Annotated in this window: 17 protein-coding genes; 1 reads left to right on the top strand and 16 read right to left on the bottom strand. The window is 64.8% G+C overall.

The window, feature by feature from the left end:
- The first annotated feature begins 109 nt into the window (after positions 1–109).
- A complete protein-coding gene (locus C0V76_RS03180; RefSeq protein ID WP_101940884.1) occupies positions 110–535 on the top strand; it encodes a hemerythrin domain-containing protein in 426 nt (141 codons plus the stop codon).
- Here the strand turns inward: C0V76_RS03180 and C0V76_RS03185 are convergent, their stop codons facing one another.
- The 16 genes from C0V76_RS03185 to btuB form a co-directional block, all read right to left on the bottom strand.
- Positions 536–1105, bottom strand: a complete 570-nt coding sequence (locus tag C0V76_RS03185) for a histidine phosphatase family protein (RefSeq protein ID WP_101940885.1) — start codon at positions 1103–1105, stop codon at positions 536–538.
- A 20-nt stretch (positions 1106–1125) separates the two neighbouring features.
- On the bottom strand, positions 1126–1896 hold the full coding sequence (locus C0V76_RS03190) for an adenosylcobinamide-GDP ribazoletransferase (protein ID WP_101940886.1): 771 nt from the start codon (positions 1894–1896) through the stop codon (positions 1126–1128).
- A 55-nt stretch (positions 1897–1951) separates the two neighbouring features.
- Positions 1952–3007: a nicotinate-nucleotide--dimethylbenzimidazole phosphoribosyltransferase gene (gene cobT, locus C0V76_RS03195; RefSeq protein WP_254048178.1), complete on the bottom strand. Its 1056-nt coding sequence runs from the start codon at positions 3005–3007 to the stop codon at positions 1952–1954.
- A gap of 7 nt (positions 3008–3014) precedes the next feature.
- Positions 3015–4175 carry a GNAT family N-acetyltransferase gene (locus C0V76_RS03200; RefSeq protein ID WP_143707334.1) on the bottom strand — a complete coding sequence of 387 codons (1161 nt, stop codon included), beginning with the start codon at positions 4173–4175 and terminating at the stop codon, positions 3015–3017.
- 5 nt (positions 4176–4180) lie between these two features.
- The gene (gene cobU, locus C0V76_RS03205) at positions 4181–4756 is read right to left on the bottom strand and encodes a bifunctional adenosylcobinamide kinase/adenosylcobinamide-phosphate guanylyltransferase (protein WP_101940889.1); all 576 of its coding nucleotides are present in this window, start codon (positions 4754–4756) and stop codon (positions 4181–4183) included.
- A complete protein-coding gene (locus tag C0V76_RS03210) occupies positions 4753–5679 on the bottom strand; it encodes a cobalamin-binding protein (RefSeq protein ID WP_101940890.1) in 927 nt (308 codons plus the stop codon). Before C0V76_RS03210 ends, cobU begins: the two co-directional genes overlap by 4 nt.
- A 98-nt stretch (positions 5680–5777) precedes the next feature.
- Positions 5778–6560 (bottom strand): ABC transporter ATP-binding protein, encoded by a 783-nt coding sequence (locus tag C0V76_RS03215; protein WP_101940891.1) that lies wholly within the window; start codon positions 6558–6560, stop codon positions 5778–5780.
- Complete coding sequence (locus C0V76_RS03220; RefSeq protein ID WP_101940892.1) at positions 6557–7531, bottom strand: iron ABC transporter permease; 975 nt, start codon at positions 7529–7531, stop codon at positions 6557–6559. Before C0V76_RS03220 ends, C0V76_RS03215 begins: the two co-directional genes overlap by 4 nt.
- Positions 7528–9084, bottom strand: a complete 1557-nt coding sequence (locus C0V76_RS03225) for a cobyric acid synthase (protein ID WP_101940893.1) — start codon at positions 9082–9084, stop codon at positions 7528–7530. The genes C0V76_RS03220 and C0V76_RS03225 overlap by 4 nt, the downstream gene beginning before the upstream one ends.
- Positions 9071–9739 carry an HAD family hydrolase gene (locus C0V76_RS03230; RefSeq protein WP_101940894.1) on the bottom strand — a complete coding sequence of 223 codons (669 nt, stop codon included), beginning with the start codon at positions 9737–9739 and terminating at the stop codon, positions 9071–9073. The genes C0V76_RS03225 and C0V76_RS03230 overlap by 14 nt, the downstream gene beginning before the upstream one ends.
- A complete protein-coding gene (cobD, locus tag C0V76_RS03235; protein ID WP_254048179.1) occupies positions 9736–10728 on the bottom strand; it encodes a threonine-phosphate decarboxylase CobD in 993 nt (330 codons plus the stop codon). Before cobD ends, C0V76_RS03230 begins: the two co-directional genes overlap by 4 nt.
- A complete protein-coding gene (cbiB, locus tag C0V76_RS03240) occupies positions 10712–11620 on the bottom strand; it encodes an adenosylcobinamide-phosphate synthase CbiB (protein WP_101940896.1) in 909 nt (302 codons plus the stop codon). The genes cobD and cbiB overlap by 17 nt, the downstream gene beginning before the upstream one ends.
- Positions 11617–12414 carry a cobalamin-binding protein gene (locus tag C0V76_RS03245; protein WP_101940897.1) on the bottom strand — a complete coding sequence of 266 codons (798 nt, stop codon included), beginning with the start codon at positions 12412–12414 and terminating at the stop codon, positions 11617–11619. Before C0V76_RS03245 ends, cbiB begins: the two co-directional genes overlap by 4 nt.
- On the bottom strand, positions 12411–13709 hold the full coding sequence (locus C0V76_RS03250) for a cobyrinate a,c-diamide synthase (RefSeq protein ID WP_101940898.1): 1299 nt from the start codon (positions 13707–13709) through the stop codon (positions 12411–12413). The genes C0V76_RS03245 and C0V76_RS03250 overlap by 4 nt, the downstream gene beginning before the upstream one ends.
- A 28-nt stretch (positions 13710–13737) precedes the next feature.
- Positions 13738–14352, bottom strand: a complete 615-nt coding sequence (gene cobO / locus C0V76_RS03255) for a cob(I)yrinic acid a,c-diamide adenosyltransferase (RefSeq protein WP_101940899.1) — start codon at positions 14350–14352, stop codon at positions 13738–13740.
- A 48-nt stretch (positions 14353–14400) separates the two neighbouring features.
- The gene (gene btuB / locus C0V76_RS03260) at positions 14401–16218 is read right to left on the bottom strand and encodes a TonB-dependent vitamin B12 receptor (protein ID WP_101940900.1); all 1818 of its coding nucleotides are present in this window, start codon (positions 16216–16218) and stop codon (positions 14401–14403) included.
- Between the last annotated feature and the right edge of the window lie 52 nt (positions 16219–16270).

Below are 16270 nucleotides of genomic sequence, written 5' to 3' on the forward strand. Positions count from 1 at the left end.
CCATGTTGCATCGCAGGCGACGTGGGCGCTCCGAACTGCTACGCTGGCACTAACAAGAGAAGCTGCTTGTCAAAGTGGCCAGAAATCTAGAAACATGGAGATGAGACACATGAGCAAGCTCGACTGGAATCCGGCCCGGCACGCCCTGGCTTCAGGCCCGATGGATGATGCCCATCAGGAGTTCCTGACGCTGACGAACATCCTTGCCGCTTCCGATGACGAGGATGAGATCCGCAGCCTGCAGCAGTTGCTGGCACACTGCGAGGCCCACTTTGCGCAGGAAGAGTTCTGGATGCGGGAGTCCGGCATCGTCGGGGCGGAAAACCATCAGCGCGATCACGAAGGTGTGGTGAGCCTGCTGCAGAGCGCCCTGAGCGACTTGAAGCGTGGTCAGCATGGCGCCGGGCGTGAGCTCACCGAATCATTGGGAGACTGGTTCCAGCATCACTCCTCGACCATGGATGCGGCACTTGCCTTCCAGATGCAGCAGTTTGCGCGCAGTCAGCCGCCGGAGAGTATTCCTTCGATAGGCTGATCAGCCCCTGGTGATCAACTGCAGCTCGCCGCACGCAAAACGGAGCTGCATCCATTCCTCTTCCTTAAGGCCCAGCAGCTGGCCGGCGATGGCTCGCAGCGGGCCGCCATGGGCAACGATTACCAGCGCACGGGTGTCACCACTCAGTGCTGCCGCCAGTGCCGCCTGTGCCCGCGCCGCCATCTGCAGTACGCTCTCGCCGCCATGCCCGCAAAAGTGCAGCGGATCGGCAGCCCAGGCATCAATCAGGCTGAGCTCGATCTGATCCCAGGCCCGTAGCTCCCAGCGGCCGAAATCGATTTCCATCAGACGTGCATCGAATATAGGCTGGCCCAGTGCTTCGGCCAGCTGCCGGCAACGCGTCAGCGGGCTGGAAATGAGCGCGAATTCGGCGGGCAGCTGCGCGCGCAGTCCGGCCGCCAGCGCGTCGACCGGTTCGGCCAGCGCCACATCGCTCTGGCCATAGCAAACGCCCGGCGGCACCGCGACAGAGGGGTGGCGGATCAGGTAGATGCTGGTGGCGTCTTGCGAAAGTGGTGCGGAGGAGGGGGCGGCGTGATCGGAATTCATGGAGGGAAGTTTGTTCCTTGTTATCCGGCCCCGTGAGCGCACAGCACCAGATAACCCGTCAGTTCGCAGACCTGCTGCGCAGCGCCCAGCGCATCGCCGGTATAGCCGCCGATGCGGCCCTTGAAATAGCGTGCGCAGATCAGCCCGGCGCAGGTCAGGGCGAGCAGTAGGGCCAGCCCGCGCACGGGCGAGAGCAGGCCCAGGGCCACGGCCGCGGCCAGGGGCGCCAGCCCAAGCAGGCTGCCGCCCAGCCATTCGACCGGGCCAAGCCCTTCCGCAACCGGCTTGGCGCGCGTGCTGTCGTCTTCGCGCACGTAAGTCATGCTGGCCATGATCAGCAGCGGTGGTATGCGCGAGAGCGCGTGCACAAGTGGCAGGGCCAGTAGGGCGCTGGCGCCCAGCGTCGTCAGCGTGGTGTACTTGAGCAGTAGAGCACTCACCAGCGCGATGGCGCCGTAAGTGCCGATACGCGAATCCTTCATGATCGACAGCACCTTGGCCGTCTCCCAGCCGCCACCGAAACCGTCGGCTGAATCGGCCAGACCGTCCTCATGGAAAGCACCTGTCAGCAGCAGGCCGAGCAGCATGGCCAACAGCACCGCGACGGGGCCGGGCCAGAACTGCTGCGCCGCCCACAGCGCTGCCGCGCTGATCAGGCCCACCAGCAGGCCCACCAGTGGGAAGTAACGCGTGGCACGGTTCAGTTCGCTGGACGACCAGCCCACCCAGGCCGGGATGGGCAGGCGGGTGAAATAGCCCAGTGCGATCAGGAGGCGGCGGAGTTCAGTCATGGTTTCGAGCGTCGGGAGTGGTATCGCAGGAGCGCCTGGTGGCGTCGCCCCTGCATCAATGGGCTTCGCTGACCCCCGCATCTTCAAACCCGGCCATCTCGTTCATGCAGGCGATGGCGGCGCGGATCAACGGGAAGGCACTGGCGGCGCCCGTGCCCTCACCCAGACGCATCCCCAGTTGCAGTAGCGGCTCGGCGCCGAGGTGGGCGAGTTGTGCGACATGCCCCGGCTCGGCGCTGCCATGGGCGAATACGCAGTAATCCAGTACTGCCGGGTTGATGGCATGGGCGACCAGTAGTGCGCTGGTGACGATGAAGCCGTCCACCACGATCAGCATGCGCGCCTCGGCCGCAGCCAGATAGGCACCGACCATAGTGGCGACTTCGAAACCGCCGAACTCGGCCAGAGCCTCCAGTGCGTTCAGCTTGCGCTCGCCCACACGGGCCGCTGCTTGAGCGAGCAGGCCGCGCTTGCGCGCCAACCCCGCATCGTCCAGCCCGGCGCCACGGCCGATCACTGCATCGAGATCCGCGCCGGTGACGAAGTGGGTCAGCAGGCTGGCGGTGGAGGTGTTGCCGATGCCCATCTCGCCGAAGCCGATGGCATTGCTGCCCGCTGCATGCCAACCGCGTACCAGTTCGGCGCCCTTGGCGATTGCCGCATCGCGCTGGGCGGGCGTCATCGCCGCTTGCTCAAGGTAGTTGGCGGTGCCCAGCCCTTGTTTGGCAATGACGTACTCCACGCCGGGTCGACTGGCTCCGGCCACCTTGCTCGCCACGCCGCAGTCGATCACCGAAACTTCCAGCCCCGCCTGGCGTGCCAGCACATTGATGGCGGCGCCACCGGCGAGGAAGTTCAGCACCATCTGGGCGGTGACTTCCTGCGGATAGGCGCCCACACCGGCTTTGGCCGCGCCGTGGTCACCGGCAAACACGGCGATGCGCGGCTGACGGATTTCCGGATGCAGGCTCTGCTGGAGCAGGCCGATCTGCAGGGCGATGGCTTCAAGCTTGCCGAGGCTGCCGAGCGGCTTGGTGCGGGTGTCGATGCGCTGCTGAAGGGCGCTGGCGAGGGAGCGGGAGAGAGGCTGGATGTTGAAGACTTGGGTCATGGCGGGATCAGGCGAGAGAAGAATTCGGGGAAACATCGGGCAGGTGCGCGTGTAGCCAGAAGATGTCCGGCGCGGCTTGCAGTGCGCTGATTACCTCAGGCAGGGGCGAGCCGAAGATCTGCGCGAAATCGTGTTCAGAGGCCTCCTTGATCGGGAAGGCCAGCTGTTCGAGAGGCGGTTTGAACACGGCATTCACGCCCGGCTTGTTGCCGCGCGGGTCGCAGCGATACCAGCCATGCTCAGGCAACAGCACGGCGTTGAGCCCGTGCAGGCAATACGGCACACCGCTGTCGCCGACTGACAGGCGCTGATAGCACAGCCCGGCGGCAATGCCATTGGCGCGCAGGAGTGCAGCGAGCAGATGGCTCTTGGCGTAGCAGTAGCCGAAGCCTGTCAGCAGCACCTCGGATGCCTTGAGCGTGACCGGCCCCTGACGCGCATCCCAACTGTGGGCGATTTCATCGCGTACGAATTCGAAACTGGCGCGCGCCAGACTCAGCGTGTCGGTATGGGTGGCGCGCAACTCAGCGGCTTTGGCGGCAATGGCGGGGTGCTCGAAGTCGATGATCGCGCAGGGCGCGAGGTAGGCTTCGGGGGCGTCCATCACTTGCAGCGTCAGCGGCTCTCGCCAGGCGGGGTTGCGCAGGCCGTTCAACACCACATCCGTCCATTCGCCGTTCAGGCGGATGTACTGACGAGCGAGGCCTTCACGTTCGAAACCGAGCTTGGCGAGCACGCGGGCACTGGCGAGATTGTCGGGGCGATGGTTGGCCTCGATCCGGTGCAGGTTCAGTGCGCTAAAAGCGTACTGGATGGCGGTTGCGATCGCCTCAGTCATGAGGCCCTGACTCGCATGTTCGTGATCCAAACCATAGCCCAGTATGCCGGCATGGCGTACGCCTTTCTGTATCGAGGTGACGGCAATGTGGCCGATGATGGATTCGGGTTGGGTGTGCAAGCGCAGCGTCCAGCGACAGGCCTGACCTCGTGCGACCTCTTCAAGCTGTACGGCGACTCTTTGAGCACAAGCCTTCAGCGTGAAATGAATAGCCGTGCGAACGGGACCGTGCGGTGCGTGCAGTGGGTGGTTCCGCGTCTCGTAAGCCAGCACTTGTGCCGCGTCATCCGGTGTCAGCGGCTGCAGGAGCAGGTGCGGAGTTTGTAGCATGCCGCTCACTGAATTTCCTTTAGCTTCAGCGGCAGTCCCGCCGCCACCAGCGTGACCTCATCACACAGTGCCGCCACGCGCTGATTCAGCCTGCCCTGCTCGTCGCGGAACAGGCGTGCGAGTTTGTTCTCGGGAACGATGCTCCAGCCCACCTCGTTGGAGACCAGCACCAGTTGGCCCTGAGCTGACTTGATCGCCGAACATAGAGCATCGATACGTTCGCTTAAGGTCTCAGGCTGAGTGCACAGGATGTTGGAGAGCCACAAGGTGAGGCAATCTACGAGCACGAACGTAGGGTGCGCATTGCGCACCGGGTGCCCTTGTGCATCGGCCAGATCGGTGCGCAATGCGCACCCTAAGTTCAAGCGTTCGATGGCTTCGGGCAAGTCGACGGGCGCTTCGGTGACATGCCAATGGATTGGCCGCTCGGCGCGATGCTTGGCGACGCGTTCGCGCATTTCCTCGTCGAGAATTTCGGCGGTAACGATCAGCTGCACGTCGCCCGTGTGCGCTTCAGCCATGGCTTGGGCAAAGCTGCTTTTGCCGGAGCGGGCGCCGCCGATGACGAGGTGACGACTCATTTCGTCTTCCTTGTGTCGTCCAGCGCCGCACAAACAGATTGCGCGCCATCGAGGATGCGCGGTCCGTGGCGGCTGATGGTGTCTCCCGGGATCAGCCACAGTTGTCTGTTCTTCACTGCAGTCAGCGAGCCGAACTTCAGCCAGCCGGCGAGTGAGGCTTCGTCCATGGCGCGCTGAGGGCCATCGCCATGGCCGCCCATACGCGCGGTGAGAATGACGTCCGGGTTGGTGGCAACCACACTCTCGGTAGACAGATGCGGCACCAGCATCGGCTCCTTGCCGAACACGTTAACGCCGCCACACAGGCGGATCACATCGGAGATGATCTGCTGATCGTTGATCGTCAGCAGGGGCTTCTGCGCGATCTGGTAGAACACGCGGACAGGTGTGCGTCCGGCGTTTTCCTTCTGCAGCGTGGCATGGCGGGCGCGGAATTTCGTCGCCGCCGCGCTGGCCACGCGCTCGCTCCCCATCAGCTGGCCGATGCGTTCCAGCACGCCAGGAATGTCGGCGATGCCGTGCGGCTCGAAGTAGGCCATCGGGATGTTCAGGGCGGTGAGACGCTCGACTTCGCGCTGCGCATTGCCGTGAAACCAGACCAGCACCAGATCAGGCTTCAGCGTGGCGATGCGTTCCAGATCGAGCTTCTGGTTGCTGCCGATGCGCGGCACCTTCAAGGCCTGCGGCGGGAAATCGCTGTACTCCACCGCGCCGACCAGCTTGTCGCCACCACCCGCCTCGTAAAGCATTTCGGTGAGGCTGGGCGCCAGCGAGATTACCCGCTGGGCGGGCGCCTGCAGGGTGAGCGCCTTGCCCGCATCGTCCTTCACTGTGATCGGGGCGGCGTGGGCGAGGCCAGCGAAAAGGCACAGAAGAGTGATCGTAGGGCGGATTAGGCCGCAGGCCGTAACCCGCCGATCCATTATTTTCCGTTCGCCTTGCGGCCGCATACTTACAAGCGGTGGGTTACGCAAAAAGCCGCTAACCCACCCTAAGAGAACCAGCACGCGCTTCAAAATATTCATACGGAATTTTCCAGGTCGACGCGGAACCAGCGCGCATCATTTTCTTCGCGCAGACTCACCGGCACACCGTAGGCGGCGCTCAATTGTTCGGTAGTCAGCACGTCCTCGCGCCGCCCATGCACCGCACCGCCCTTACCATCGAGCAGCAGGGCGTGGGTGGCGAGTGTCCAGGCCAGATTCAGATCATGCACAGCGGCTAGCACCATGCCGCCCTCTGCGGCCCAGGTCTTGAGGCGCGCCTGCAGCAGGGCTTGGTGCGACCAGTCCAGATGCGAGCTGGGCTCATCCAGCAGCAGCAGCGGCGCGCCCTGCGCGCAGGCGGTAGCCAGCGCCACACGCTGACGCTCTCCGCCGGAGAGCATGCGCACATCGGTATCGGCCAGATGGCTGACGTCGAACTCGGTGAGCCAGTGGCGTGCCCTGCTTTCCACCGCACTGGCGGATTGCTCGGGTTGCAGCGCGAAGAGCGCACAGGCCACGGTTTCCCAGGCACTCACCGGGAAGGGATCGAGCCAGAACTGCGGGCACCAGGCGCGTTGTTTCGCCAGCGCCTCACCCGGCCAGTCGGCCAGCGGCTTGCCCTGCAAGAGGATGCTGCCAGCATTGGGTGGCAGCAGCCCGGCCAGCGCGACGAGCAGGGTGGACTTGCCTGCACCGTTCGGCCCCAGCAGTACCCAGCGCTCACCCGGGTTCATCGACAGGGAAAGGTCGCCGATCAGCACGCGGCCATCCGGCTTGCCGCCGGCATTCAGGCGTAGTTTTTCCAAATGCAGACTCATGCACGCCTCCGCAAGAGCAGCATCAGGAACAGCGGCACGCCCACGCTGGCCGAGATTACGCCCACCGGCAGCTGGGCTGGGGCGATCACGGTGCGTGCCATGGTGTCGGCGAGCACCAGAAACACGCCGCCGAACAAGGCTGAGAAAGGCAGCAGGACCTTGGCATGGCGCAGGCCGGTGAGGCGCACGATGTGCGGCGCAACCAGCCCGACGAAGCCAATGCTGCCCGCCGTGGCGACCGCCGCGCCGGTGGCGAGGCAAGCCGCGAAGATGGCGGTGCGGCGGCGCTTGGCGACCGGCACGCCCAGCGTCCACGCCCAGGCATCGCCGCGTGCGATCCAGTCCAGCTCCTGCGCCCGTGGCCAGGCCAGCAGCAGGGCGATGCCTATAGCGGCCCACACTGGCCACCACAGCGCGGCGCCATTCAGATCGCCGAGCAGCCAGAACACGATGTTGCGCAGTTGGATGTCATTCGCCATCGAGAGCATGAAAGACACCATTGCGCCGCAGGCCGCGCCGATCATCACGCCCACCAGCAGTACGATCACCGTGCCGGGCTGGGCGCTGGGGGCGAGGCCGCGACCCATGCTGCGCCAGGCCAGCGCGAAGACCAGTGTCATGGCGCCGAGCGCGCCGAGCACCGCGCCGATTTCCGGCGCCAGCAGCATGCCGGCCGGGGCGAGCAGCAGCATCAGCAGCGCGCCGACCGAAGCACCGCTGGTCACGCCCAGCACATGCGGGTCGCCGAGCGGATTGCGCGTCACCAGCTGGATCAGCGCGCCCGCCAGCGCCAGGGCCGCGCCGGTGCCGAAAGCGGCCAGTACGCGCGGCACGCGGATCAGCCACAAGATCTCCTCGCTTGGCCAGCCCCAGCCGGAGGAGCCCGAGAGCAAGCCCAGCAGCAGCGCGGCCGGCACGCCTACGGTGGCGAGCAGCAGGGCGAGGGTCAGCGGTGGCGGCTTGAGGGTCATGCGCGGCGCTCCAGAAGCGCCATCAGCTTGTCTGTGTCCATGAATTCCTCAATCGTGTCTGCTAGCCGTTCGATGCTTGCATCACGCAGTGCCGCAATGTCCGGCGACTTCGCTTCACTCAGGCCCGCCCAGGCGAGGAGTGCATCGCAGGCGGATGGCGAATCGAAGAGGCCGTGCAGGTAAGTGCCGAGAATCTGATTGTCATCCGAGATGGCGCCGTCCGGCATGTAGCCTGGATGCCGCGCAGCGGAATCAGGGGTTTCTCCTGCGTCCGATCCCGGATTCCGGCCTTCGGCCTCCATCCGGGCTACACGGCAGGCTGGGCGTTCAAGTGCCGGACCGGTCGTGACACCGGCGTGGATTTCGTAGCCGCGCACCGGCTCATTGCCAAGGCTCAGCGAGCCTTGCACATTGCGTAGCTGCTTCTGCGGTGCAAGCGTGGTGCGCATTTCCAGATAGCCCAGTCCGGAAGCTACGCCCGGCAAGCCTTCCAGACCTTCCGGATCGGTGATCTCGGTGCCAAGCATCTGAAAGCCGCCACAGATGCCGATCACTTTGCCGCCGTAGCGCAGGTGTTTGGCAATCGCCGTGTCCCAACCTTGTGCGCGCAGGAATTCGAGGTCCGCACGTACGGCCTTGGAGCCGGGCAGGACAATCAGATCGGCGGACGGGATGGTTTCATCCGGGCCAATGAAGCGGAAGTCGATTTGCGGGTGCAGGCGTAGCGCGTCGAAATCGGTGTGGTTCGAGATACGCGGCGTAACCGGCACAATCACGCGCAGGCGCTGACCTGCGCCAGTCGGAGCGACGACATCGCGCGCAATCGCGTCTTCGGCTTCCAGCTGCAGGCCGTGCAGATAGGGCAGCACGCCGAGCACGGGCTTGCCGGTGCGCTCTTCCAGCCAGTCCAGACCACTCTGCAGCAGGGCGATGTCGCCCCGGAAGCGGTTGATCACGAAGCCCTTCACGCGAGCTTGCTCGGTTGTGGAGAGCAGATCGAGGGTGCCGACCAGATGCGCGAACACGCCGCCACGGTCGATATCCGCCACGATAATCACCGGGCAATCCACCGCCTCGGCGAAGCCCATGTTGGCGATGTCATTCGCGCGCAGATTGATCTCGGCGGGCGAGCCGGCGCCTTCTACGATCACCGCCTCGTACTGGCTGCACAGGCGGGCAAAGGAGTCGAGTACGGCAGCTTGCGCGGTGGCTTTGTAGGCGTGGTAATCCAGTGCATCCATGTTGCCAATGGCATGGCCCTGAATGATCACCTGCGCGCCGACATCGGTATTCGGCTTGAGCAACACCGGGTTCATGTCGGTGGTCGGCGCAATGCGGCAGGCCATGGCTTGGGCGGCCTGGGCGCGGCCGATCTCGCCGCCATCCGCCGTGACGGCAGAATTGAGCGCCATGTTCTGCGGCTTGAAGGGTGCGACGCGTACGCCTTTGCGTACGAGCCAGCGGCAGATCGCGGCGACCACGGTGCTCTTGCCGGCGTCCGAGGTGCAGCCTTGCACCATCAGGCTGTGGGCTGTGGGCTTACTGGATGACATCGAGCACCTCGGTGAGTCGGGTGACGCGTGCGACGTAGGCCGGGGCGTGCTGCGGCGGCCAACTGACATGCCGTTCGATCCAGATCGGCTTCATGCCGAGCGCTGCCGGGCCGAGCACATCGTTGACCGGGCTGTCGCCGATGAACCAGCTTTCAGTGGCGCTGACGCCCAGCATTGCCATGGCATGCTGGTAGATCTGCGCGTCGGGTTTCTTGCAGCCGAGTTCGCCGGAAATCACCGCGACATCGTTCCACGGGCGTAGCGCAGTGTTGTGAAGCTTGGCGCGCTGGCTGATCGAGGATCCGTTGCTGACGATGCCGACGCGGAAGCCGCGTGCGGCCAGCGTATCGAGTGTCTGGACGGCGTCCGGGAAGAGCTGGGGTGCACGCCAGGCTTCACTGCGGATGCGGGTGATCAGGTCTTGCGGGCTGATGCCCGGGAGATGTTCGGCGCAGAGGGATGTGAAGCGCTCCGGGCCAGGGGCGCGGCCATTGTCATCGATCAGGATGAAGTGTTCGATGAACTCAGTCATGCCGAGTTTTCGCACCAGGCCCTCTTGCCAGAGCTGCGCTGCAAATTGACGCAAGCCGGCCTGACGATCGACGAGCGTTTCGTCCAGATCGAAGAATACGGCTCCGCGGCTGGACACGCTCATGGCATGACCTCATTGAGTACGGTTTCAAGCTTCTGCCACTGCGTTTCATCCCCTGGCAGGCCGAAACGCAGACCACCATCGAAGGCGCGAACCAGTACGGCGCCTTGGGCGAAGGCAGTGAAGAGTTCGCCGGCCAGCGGCGTGGGTACCCAGCGGAACAGCGCGCACCCTGAGGGGCTGTGCAGGCCGTGCGCACTCAGCAGGGCGGCGAGGCGTGCGCTGGCGGCAGCGAGCTGTGCTGATTGCTCGGCATGCCAGGCGCGGTCGGCCAGCGCGCGTTGGGCTACCCAGCGCGCCGGGCCGCTGACGGTCCACGGGCCGAGGCGTTCGGCCAGCTCATCCAGCAAGCGATCTTCGGCGGCGATGAAGCCGCAGCGGATGCCGGCGAGGCCCCAGAATTTGCCCAGTGAGCGCAACACGATCAGCCCTGGCTGACGTGTGTCGCTCAGCACGCTGATTTCGGGCGTGGCATCGATGAAGGCTTCATCCACCACCAGCAGGCCACCGCGAGCGGCGAGGCGTGAATGCCATTCGCGCAGCGTGGTGGGTGGCACGATGCGGCCGGTGGGATTGTTCGGGTTGGTGAGCAGCAGCACGTCGAGTCGTTCGATGGCCTGCGCGGCATCGGCATAGTCGATGAGTTCGACCTGATGCCCGGCGCCATGCCAGGCCTTGAAGTGCTCGGCGTAGCAGGGCGAAAGGATGCCGACGCGACGCGGCGTGAACAGCTGCGGCAGAGTCTGGATCGCAGCTTGCGAACCGGCCAGTGGCAGCACGCGCTGACCGCCGAAATAGGCGAGGCTGGCCATGGCGAGGCCGTCATCCTCCTCTGGAAGGCGGCGCCATACTTCGGCAGGCAGGGGCGGTACTGGCCAGCCAACCGGGTTGATGCCAGTGGAGAGATCCAGCCAGTGTTGCAGCGGAATGCGGAAGTCATGCGCGGCGGTGCGCAGGCGGCCGCCATGCGTAAGCTTAGAGGAAGTGAGCAAGAGCATCCCCCAAGCCTATCACCAGCATCCAGAGCCATAGGCTGCGTGCAATCAGGTCCAGTGCGCGCGGGATGTCGCGCCCCTCGGCAGGCCGGCCCACGCCGAGTGCTGGGCGCTCTTCGATGATGCCCTCGTAGATGGCGCTGCCACCCAGCTGCAGGCCCAGGCTGCCTGCGCCGGCGGCCATCACCGGGCCGGCGTTAGGGCTGCTCCATGAGCCGGCCTGGGCGCGCCAGCTGGCAAGCGCGCGGCGAGTCTGGCCGAGCAGGGAGTAAGTCAATGCGGTGAGGCGTGCGGGAATCAGGTTGAGCCCATCATCGATACGCGCGGCCACTTTGCCGAAGCGTTCGAAGCGCGCATTGCGATAGCCCCACATGGCGTCCAGCGTATTGGCAAGGCGGAACAGGATCACGCCGGGCGCGCCGGCGATGGCGCACCAGAAGATCGCGCCGAAGATGGCGTCGTTGCCATTTTCGAGCAGGGATTCGGTGGTGGCACGGGCGATCTGCTCTTCGTTCATCTGCGCGGTTTCGCGGCTCACCAGATAGCCGGTGCGGCGGCGTGCTTCTTCCAGGTCGCCGTGCTGCAGCGCCTGTGCTACATCGCTGCCATGCTCGGTGAGGGCGCGGGCGCCCAGCGCGAAGTAGAGTGCGATGCCGTCCATGATCCAGCCATACGGGGTTTTGTTCAGCCACGCGGCTACCAGCGTGAGGGGTGCGACGAGCAGTGCCCAGCCCAGCGCACCGCGCAGGATGCGCGCGCGGCCACTGTTGAGGCGCTTTTCGAGCCAGGCTGCCGCGTTGCCGAAGCCCACCAGCGGATGCCAGCGCGGCACTTCGCCGAAGAGGCGGTCGAGCAGCACGCCGAGCAAGATGGACAGGCTGATGCTCATGCGTGGCGCTCCGCCCAGCGCCGGATGATGGTGGCGAGCTGGTGCAGACCATCGGTGAGCGCAGCCGGGCCGGGCTGCAGGATGTCGCAGGATCTGATCTCGTGCAGCTGGCCGTTGCGTACAGCGGGCACGGCGTTCCAGCCGGGGCGCCCCAGCACCTGCTCGGGCTGGAATTTCTTGCCACACCAGGAGGCGATCAGAATATCCGGCGCACGGCGGACCACTTCGAGTGGGTCGGCAATGATGCGCTGCTTCGCTGACTTGTGCTGCTTGAGCTCCGGGAAGCATTCTTCGCCACCGGCCAGTACGATCAGCTCGGCGACCCAGCGGATGCCGGAGATCAGTGGCTCGTTCCATTCCTCGAAATACACGCGCGGCTGGCGCGGCAGGCGGGCGGTTTCCTGTGCGATCCTATCCAGCCCCGCACGTAACTCGGCTACCAGCGCCGCGGCTTTGTCCGGCACGCCAGCCAGCGCGCCCACGGTGTAGATCGTGGCGAGAATTTCCTCGATGCTGCGCTGATTGGTGATCAGCACGTTCACGCCGCTGCGGATCAGCTGCGAAGCAATGTCAGCTTGCAGGTCGGAGAAGCCGATGACCAGATCTGGCTCCAGGGCGAGAATCTTGTCGATCTTCGCGCTGGTAAAGGCCGAGACTTTGGGCTTCTCCTTGCGAGCCCGCTCGGGCCGCACGGTGTAGCCGGAGATGCCGACGATACGGGCCTCCTCGCCAAGTAGATAGAGCGTCTCGGTGGTTTCTTCCGTCAGACAAACGATGCGTTGCGCGCCGCTCATGCCGAAAACAGCGCTGCGACCGCCTCCGGATTGGAGGGGAAGTAGAAGTGGATGTAGCTGGCGGTGGTACGGCCGACGCGATAGACGGCCTCCGTTGTCGGCCCGCCATTTGGATTCGTGCCGGTGGCAATCGGCGTCAGTGGTGTTTCGCTGCGGGAGTAGTGGAAGCTGTGGCCGCGCAGGCTGCCTTCGGGCAGCTCCACGCCCTGCAGGCCCAATGCGGCGAGTTTTTTCTGCATCAGCGCGGCGCCTTCGAGCAGGCCGAAGCCGGCGTACATGGCGCCATCGCTGGTCACCAGAGTCTCGAATAGGCTCATCATGCCGCCGCATTCGGCGAGCAGAGGTTTGCCGGCCGTGCTGTGAGCGAGTAATGCAAGCTGCATGGTGGTGTTGGCAGCGATTTTCGCCGCGTGCAGCTCCGGGTAGCCGCCGGGCAGCCACACGGCATCGCAGTCCGGTAGCGCTTCATCATGCAGCGGCGAGAAGAAGCTGAGCTCCGCGCCGAGCGCACGCAAGGTGTCGAGGTTGGCGGGGTAGGTGAAGCAGAAGGCTTCGTCGCGGGCGATGGCGATGCGCTTGTTCTGTAGGGCGGGCTTCAGTCCGCCAAGTGCGATTGAAGTCGCACCTGCGGACGCTTCCGCCGCATCCCATTCCAGCAGTAGCGAGGGATCGAAACGCAGCGCAGCGGCGGCGTGGTCCAGCTTGGCATCCAGATCAGCCAGCTCGGCAGCGGGCAGTAGGCCCAGATGGCGTTCCGGCAGGGTGATCGAGGCTTCGCGCGGCAGCCAGCCCAGCCCAGGAATGTGCGGCGGTAGTGATTCGAAGAGCATGCCGGCATGGCGTTCGCTGCCGACACGGTTGGCAATCACGCCGGCAAATTCCAGATCCGGCTGGAAGCTGGCGAGGCCATGGGCCAGTGCGCCGAAGGTCTGGGCCATGGCGCTGCCGTCAATCACGGCCACAATCGGCAGATTGAACGCGCGTGCCAGATCGGCGCTGGAGGGCTTGCCATCGAAGAGGCCCATCACGCCTTCAACCAGGATCAGGTCAGCTTCCTGTGCAGCCTGCGCGAGCTGGGCGCGGCAATGCTCAAGGCCACCCATGAAGAGATCCAGCTGGTAACAGGGCGCGCCGCTGGCGACCTGGTGAATCATCGGGTCGAGAAAGTCCGGCCCGGTCTTGAACACCCGTACGCGCTCGCCCCGGCTACGCGCCTGACGAGCCAGGGCAGCGGTAACGGTGGTCTTGCCCTGGCCGGAAGCCGGCGCAGCAATCAGGAAGGCGCGGCAAGTCATCTAGCGTGTTCCGTCGAGTAAGGATTCATCACCATTCCACCCCCGGCATGGCCTTCACGCCGGCGTGATAGGCGTGTTTGGTGAGGTCCATGGTGGTGACGGTGTCGGCTATCTCGATCAGGCCCTCCGGCGCAGCCCGACCGGTGATGATCACATGCTGCATGTCCGGCCGGCTCATGAGTTCGCGGCTGATTTCGTCCAGCGGCAGCCAGCCGTATTTGAGGGTGTAGGTGAATTCGTCGAGGATCAAGAGATCGATTGCCGGGTCGCGCAGATAAGTCACGACCTGTTGCCAGGCTGCGCGGGCGGTGGCTTTGTCCTGCGCATCGTTCTGGGTGTCCCAGGTGAAGCCATCGCCCATTACATGCCATTTGACGCTCGGATGCTCGCGGAAGAAGGCTTCCTCGCCGGTATCCGAGCGGCTCTTGATGAACTGCACGACGGCACAGTTCATGCCGTGTCCGAGCGCACGGGCGAGTACGCCGAAGGCTGCACTGCTCTTGCCCTTGCCGTTGCCGGTATTGACCAGCAGCAGGCCGCGCTCTTCATCGGCAGCTGCGATATTCGCGTCGATGATGGCTTTCTTGCGGGCCATGCGCGCCAGGTGGCGGGCTTCGCGTTCGTTGTGGGCGGCTTCGCTCATGTTCTCTCCTCGGGCGCAGCCGGCGGGTGCCGGCTGCGGGTAAGCACTTTACTTGGGTTGATAGCGCAGGGTCAGCCAGGCACTGGTACCCGCCTGGTTATAGCCATACGCCGTCTGGTAGTTCTTGTCGAACACGTTCTCGAGGCGGGTCTGGGCGCGCCAGTCCTTGTTGAGTGCGTATTCGGCACGCAGATCGGTGGTGGCATAGCCACCCAGCTTGACCTTGTTGGCAGCATCGTCATAACGCGAGCCGACACCGTTCAGGCTGGCGCCGATGCTCCAGGCGCCGAGCTGGTGGTCTGCGTCAAGACGGCCGAACTGGCGGGCTCGGCGCACCAGCAGATTGCCATCGGTACTGCTGCCGGATTGATCCTGCGGATTCTGCAAGGTGGCACTGGCGGCCAGCGTGGTGTTGCCGAAGTGCTGCTTGGCGCCCAGCTCCAACCCGGTGATGCGGGCCTTGGAGACATTGCTCGGGATCCAGATAGCCGAGCCGGTGCTGATCGGTGCCCAGGCAATCAGGTTGCTGACCTCCGTGCGGAACAGGCTGGCTTCCCAGCTGAAGCCGCCGGTCTTGCCGGAAGCACCAAGTTCGCTGCTGCGTGATTTCTCGGGTTGCAGATCCGGATTGCCGGCACCCGGGTAGTACAGGTCATTGAAGCTCGGTGCCTTGAAGGCCGTGCCATAACTGGCACGCAGTCGCAGGGCGGGGGTGAAGGTGTAACCCAGCGCGAGGCTGCCGGTATTGTGATGGCCATACTGTTCGTTCTTGTCGTGACGCCCGGCAACTTGCAGATCGAAACGGCCGATGTCGGCCAGATACTGCCCGAACACGGCCTGATTGACGCGGCTATCCAGCGCGTAGCTGGTACTGCTCAGCGCTTCGTCATACAGGTAGTCGTAGCCGCCGACCAGCTGGTGGCCTTCGGCCAGGGTGAAATCGTTCTGCCAGCTGGCTTGGCTGCGGCGTGTGTCGAAGCGCGAGGAGAACTTGTCATCCTTGAAATTCTTGGAGGCATCCAGGGTCTGAGCCAGCTTGAAGGACGTGGTGTAGCGCTCACTGGCCGCCCAGCGCAGATTGCCAGCGTAGAGATCCTGTTGCAGATCGGTAACGTTCGGATTGCCGTCATATTCATTGCGACCCTCGGTGTGCAGGGCCTGGGCGTCGTAACTCAGGTTTTCACCGATGCGGCCGCCGCCGCGCACATTCACTGTGCTGCGTGTGTAGCCGTCACGATCCGATTCGGGTGCGCTGCCGCCATCCTTGACGTTGATGCCGCGCGTGGTAAGGCCTGATGCGCCGAGGTTAAGCCAGGCGTCCGGCGAGCCGAAGCCGCCGGCAGCCGAGCCCTCGAAACTGTGGCGCGAACCGCCAGTGAGGCTCAGGCTGGTGGGTTGCACGCCCTTTTTGGTGAAGATCTGGATCACGCCGCCGATGGCTTCCGAGCCATACAGGCTGGCGCGCGGGCCGCGTACGAGTTCGATGCGCTCGATTTGTTCGATCGGCAGATCTTGCAGTGCGGTGCCGCCACTGGTGGCCGAGCCGACTTTCACGCCATCGATCAACACCAGGGTGTGATCCGAGTTGGTGCCGCGGAGGAACAAGGAGGTCGTCTTGCCGGGGCCGCCGTTATTGGCGAACTGCACGCCGGGCAGACCGCGCAGCAGATCCGGCACCGAGCGGGCCTGTTGCTGCTCGATCTCCTTGCGGGTGATGACGCTGACCGAAGTGAGGGTTTCCTCGGCGCTGCGCGCCACGCGGTTGGCGGTGATCACCACTGGCGCGAGTTCGGTTTCCTGAGCCAGCACAGGATGGGAGAGGGCCAGCAGCAAGGCCGCCGGCAGGGTTTTGTGAGTGAAATTCAAGACAGACTCCTTCCGTGCCGCCCGCACGGATCATAGACAGGGGCGGGGCGTC

The sequence above is a fragment of the Uliginosibacterium sp. TH139 genome, assembly GCF_002855595.1.
Classification (GTDB): Bacteria; Pseudomonadota; Gammaproteobacteria; order Burkholderiales; family Rhodocyclaceae; genus Uliginosibacterium; species Uliginosibacterium aquaticum.

What these genes read in the sequence shown, in the direction of transcription:
- C0V76_RS03180 (WP_101940884.1), top strand. Translation starts at nt 110, where the DNA reads ATGAGCAAGCTCGACTGGAATCCGGCCCGGCACGCCCTGGCTTCAGGC.
- C0V76_RS03185 (WP_101940885.1), bottom strand. Translation starts at nt 1,105, where the DNA reads ATGAATTCCGATCACGCCGCCCCCTCCTCCGCACCACTTTCGCAAGAC.
- C0V76_RS03190 (WP_101940886.1), bottom strand. Translation starts at nt 1,896, where the DNA reads ATGACTGAACTCCGCCGCCTCCTGATCGCACTGGGCTATTTCACCCGC.
- cobT (WP_254048178.1), bottom strand. Translation starts at nt 3,007, where the DNA reads ATGACCCAAGTCTTCAACATCCAGCCTCTCTCCCGCTCCCTCGCCAGC.
- C0V76_RS03200 (WP_143707334.1), bottom strand. Translation starts at nt 4,175, where the DNA reads ATGCTACAAACTCCGCACCTGCTCCTGCAGCCGCTGACACCGGATGAC.
- cobU (WP_101940889.1), bottom strand. Translation starts at nt 4,756, where the DNA reads ATGAGTCGTCACCTCGTCATCGGCGGCGCCCGCTCCGGCAAAAGCAGC.
- C0V76_RS03210 (WP_101940890.1), bottom strand. Translation starts at nt 5,679, where the DNA reads ATGGATCGGCGGGTTACGGCCTGCGGCCTAATCCGCCCTACGATCACT.
- C0V76_RS03215 (WP_101940891.1), bottom strand. Translation starts at nt 6,560, where the DNA reads ATGAGTCTGCATTTGGAAAAACTACGCCTGAATGCCGGCGGCAAGCCG.
- C0V76_RS03220 (WP_101940892.1), bottom strand. Translation starts at nt 7,531, where the DNA reads ATGACCCTCAAGCCGCCACCGCTGACCCTCGCCCTGCTGCTCGCCACC.
- C0V76_RS03225 (WP_101940893.1), bottom strand. Translation starts at nt 9,084, where the DNA reads ATGTCATCCAGTAAGCCCACAGCCCACAGCCTGATGGTGCAAGGCTGC.
- C0V76_RS03230 (WP_101940894.1), bottom strand. Translation starts at nt 9,739, where the DNA reads ATGAGCGTGTCCAGCCGCGGAGCCGTATTCTTCGATCTGGACGAAACG.
- cbiB (WP_101940896.1), bottom strand. Translation starts at nt 11,620, where the DNA reads ATGAGCATCAGCCTGTCCATCTTGCTCGGCGTGCTGCTCGACCGCCTC.
- C0V76_RS03245 (WP_101940897.1), bottom strand. Translation starts at nt 12,414, where the DNA reads ATGAGCGGCGCGCAACGCATCGTTTGTCTGACGGAAGAAACCACCGAG.
- C0V76_RS03250 (WP_101940898.1), bottom strand. Translation starts at nt 13,709, where the DNA reads ATGACTTGCCGCGCCTTCCTGATTGCTGCGCCGGCTTCCGGCCAGGGC.
- cobO (WP_101940899.1), bottom strand. Translation starts at nt 14,352, where the DNA reads ATGAGCGAAGCCGCCCACAACGAACGCGAAGCCCGCCACCTGGCGCGC.